Genomic DNA, 3,111 nt, shown 5'->3' on the forward strand with positions numbered 1-3,111 from the left:
CGCCAGCCTTTTGTTAGACGTATATGAGGGGGTGTTTTCTCACCATGGCTTGGACCCAAACGGTCCAAGAAAGCAGGATCTCGGCGTGGCTTCCTCCCCACTTTATACCTTGATTTTTAGCAATCTGTTGGTATGGCCCGATGAGTTCAATTTTCGCCAGCCCTACCAGGTAGCCCAAGCGCTTGAGAAACAACGGCTGAACCATCCCGCGTTTAGCTGTACAATCACTTGCAGTAAGCTTTGAAGAAAAGGGCCTTAACCGAGCGAAAGTCAGTTCACTAAACTGGTACAGGCTATGAAGTACAGATTGCATATCTTCTTGATGGAAAACTTGTACTTAGTCTATGAAGATTGGCTACGCTCGCGTCTCCTGTTGCTACTGATTTAGCTAGTGGAACACCTCTCACCTTTCCGTTCCCCAGCAGGCAAGAGCAACCACCCCGCAGGAATGCCTCTCTATTTCCCCTACAAGGGGAAAGGGGCAACTGACCAAGGGGTTACTGCCCGGTATAGATTATTCGCCGCACATTCGGCAGCCCGCTAGTGGGGCTTGTGAAGCGCCAGGTAACAATGAGCGTCGTTTCCGTCAATTCTTCGATCGTGCCGAAAATACGGTAGTTGACGGCCGAAACCGGGGGGACCGCCCGTTGCGGAATGTTGGCCTCCAGCACCTGGTCATTCTCCGATAAGGTCCAGGTACCTGTGTAGGCCTGGTCAGCTAGCGGGTCGCACTTGGTTGGGCCCTCGTCTAGGACGATCGACTGGTCGGCGTTAAAGGTGTAGAGGTTATCCAGAAAGCAGGGGCTGGCGCTGGCATAGCTGTCTTGGACAGGAGCCGATCCCTCTTGTTCCGTTCCTCCCGTTACCCGCCACGTGCGGGCCATTAGGCGTTCACGGACGGTGAGGGGTGTGGACTCTTTCTGGCAACTACTTAGGCTAGTAAACACCCCCAGTAGCAGGCAAGTAGCGAATAACCGAGTACGGGTAGGCATAGGCAGCATCCGTTAAAGATAGAATAGGATGGGAGATTCTATCCCATAGACGAATGCCTTCACCGTAACGAGTTATTTACATAAAACGAGAATGCCTGTTACAAAGATAGTCACCGCTGATAGAAGATTGATGCCTTTAAAACAGAATAGCTATCCAAGTAAAGGCTAATAGCGATGCCCCCGAAAACCTGCATTTTCGAGCCGTTTTGGCAGCTAATGAAGCCCTCCAGTAAACGACCGTTTATTGGAGGGTCATGATATTTTTGTTTCTTGGCTTCAGGCTAATACAAGCACCTTCCTTCTTATCGTGCGTGGGTCTATCTCTGATTTGACTCAAGTTGACGGATCTATTGCTAATTGTCGTTTTGTTCCTTTAGAAAGTCCAGAAGTTGATGCCTACTTGGCATCTATAGAAACCGATCCAGAAGATATACCTCACTTCGTTAATGATGTGCTTGGTGAATATATAAAGTGAGCTATACGGATTTGACTTGCATTCTATTAGCGGATGTGGATTTCATAGCTGCACTGCTAGTAAATCAATATAGCAGCTGTTTTCAATTGAAGCTGATGTCTAGCGGCGTCTCTAGAGTATCATTGCCCTAATCTGCAGGGCATCCGCCCCCATTTCAGGCAAAAGTGCATTTGCAGCCTAAAAATGCAGGATTCAAGTAGTCCGGGTAGGGACGGCTTTTTTTGTGCCTAGAAGGCTCGGCCTAATTTATCCTTGCACGCTAATAGGTCATATTATCACTCTATATACCTGCCGCATTCCCCTTCAACAGTCAAACGCTTTCTAAAGAGGAGCAGCGTTTGCTCTGTATCATTACATAAACGCAGGCTCAACAAGTACTACCTAAAAGCGGCAAAGCGCTTTGTTTCAGGGGGACGTCTTATCGCTGCCTCGTTTAGCCTTAAGCCCTACCCTAGCACGTCAAACCGAACCAGTAGCCGGGGTCGTCACTCGTTCGAGGAAGCAAGGTGCGCCCGTATGTGCCGGAGAAGATTATCTTTGAGCAGACCATAACCTTCTTTTGTATGTCGACCAAGCCCATCCAGACCGAAACTACCCCGGCCGCTGCCCAGCAGCCAGAAACCGCCCGGGAAGCCCTGCACCGCCGCGTAAAGCAGGCCCAAGAGCGTCGCCGCCGGAAGCTCAAGCACGTTAACCCCTAGTCGCCTGTTGACCGTCTTTTCCGGAACCGCCCCTTCTATTCCTGTAGAAAGGGCGGTTCCAGAAGAGACGGTCGAAATGGGAGGGAACAGACGACAAACGGCTTCCGGACTGGACCAAGTAAGCCGTCGTGATCTGGGCTTTTACGCGCTCTTTGGCCACTTGCTCAGCAGTGGCCCCACCCGGTTCGATGTGCTCGAATGAGAGCCTTGGTTCACCGTTTAGGCCACCGGTGCCATGGCTCCGGCGACGACTAGTGGGTCCCCTTCTGAGGTGGTCGGGTTAGGTGAGACAGAGTTGGGCGTTCGTTAAAAGAACTTGTTGTTCAAATATATGCGGGCACTCGTAGCCTAACGCCGGGTGCCGCCGCTGGTAATTGTAGTAGTCAAAATACGTGGCCAGCTCGGCTTGCGCCTCAGCCACAGAAGCAAAGGTAAAGCGGCTTAGGAGTACCTCCGTTTTCACCCGTGACCACAGGCTTTCGGCTTGGGCATTGTCATAGCACTCACCCCGGCGGCTCATACTGCGCACGAAGTGTCGCTCGGTGAGCAAGCGTTGGTAAGTAGTACTACAGTACTGCCCGCCCCGGTCGGAGTGGACCACAAGTCCTTCGGCGGGTTGCCGACTCAGCAGCGCTTGCCGTAAGGCACTCATCATGAGTTGTTCAGGCATTCCACCCAACACCTGCCAGCCTACTACCCGTTTGGGTAGACATCCTGAAACGCGGCTAAATACGCCCAGTTGCCGTTTTGTAGCGGTAGGTAGGTGATATCGCCCACCCACACCTGGTCGGCCGCCGTAGGTGCTGGTCGGTCCAGCAATTGATTGGATGCTACGCGCGGACCGTGTTCGCTCTGGGTGGTGCGCGGGATGAAAGCTCGCGGCTGCACGGCCACTAGCCGGCGGCGGTGCAAGACTTATCGGATGCGATGACGACCTATTTGG

The 3,111-nt window shown here is 52.4% G+C and carries 6 protein-coding genes; 3 read left to right on the forward strand and 3 right to left on the reverse strand.

The features are described from left to right. On the forward strand, window positions 1–244 hold a 244-nt coding region (locus VI25_RS27475; RefSeq protein ID WP_236705218.1), incomplete at its 5' end, for a hypothetical protein. 253 nt (window positions 245–497) lie between these two features. Here the strand turns inward: VI25_RS27475 and VI25_RS22690 are convergent. Next, complete coding sequence (locus tag VI25_RS22690; RefSeq protein ID WP_152981795.1) at window positions 498–992, reverse strand: lipocalin family protein; 495 nt, start codon at window positions 990–992, stop codon at window positions 498–500. Between the two features lie 328 nt (window positions 993–1,320). Here VI25_RS22690 and VI25_RS25485 point away from each other — a divergent pair, with 328 nt between their 5' ends. Together VI25_RS25485 and VI25_RS25490 are read left to right on the forward strand one after the other, a co-directional pair. Then, on the forward strand, window positions 1,321–1,467 hold the full coding sequence (locus VI25_RS25485; protein ID WP_161807041.1) for a hypothetical protein: 147 nt from the start codon (window positions 1,321–1,323) through the stop codon (window positions 1,465–1,467). A 563-nt stretch (window positions 1,468–2,030) separates the two neighbouring features. Beyond that, window positions 2,031–2,168 carry a hypothetical protein gene (locus tag VI25_RS25490; RefSeq protein ID WP_161807042.1) on the forward strand — a complete coding sequence of 46 codons (138 nt, stop codon included), beginning with the start codon at window positions 2,031–2,033 and terminating at the stop codon, window positions 2,166–2,168. Window positions 2,169–2,448: 280 nt separating this feature from the next. Here VI25_RS25490 and VI25_RS25495 read toward each other — a convergent pair whose 3' ends face one another. Next, complete coding sequence (locus VI25_RS25495; RefSeq protein ID WP_052695798.1) at window positions 2,449–2,838, reverse strand: integrase core domain-containing protein; 390 nt, start codon at window positions 2,836–2,838, stop codon at window positions 2,449–2,451. A 23-nt stretch (window positions 2,839–2,861) separates the two neighbouring features. After that, window positions 2,862–3,080, reverse strand: coding sequence for a hypothetical protein (locus VI25_RS25500; RefSeq protein WP_052695800.1), 219 nt, complete (start codon window positions 3,078–3,080; stop codon window positions 2,862–2,864). Window positions 3,081–3,111: the final 31 nt, after the last annotated feature.

This window comes from Hymenobacter sp. AT01-02 (assembly GCF_000961955.2).
Classification (GTDB): domain Bacteria; phylum Bacteroidota; class Bacteroidia; order Cytophagales; family Hymenobacteraceae; genus Hymenobacter; species Hymenobacter mucosus.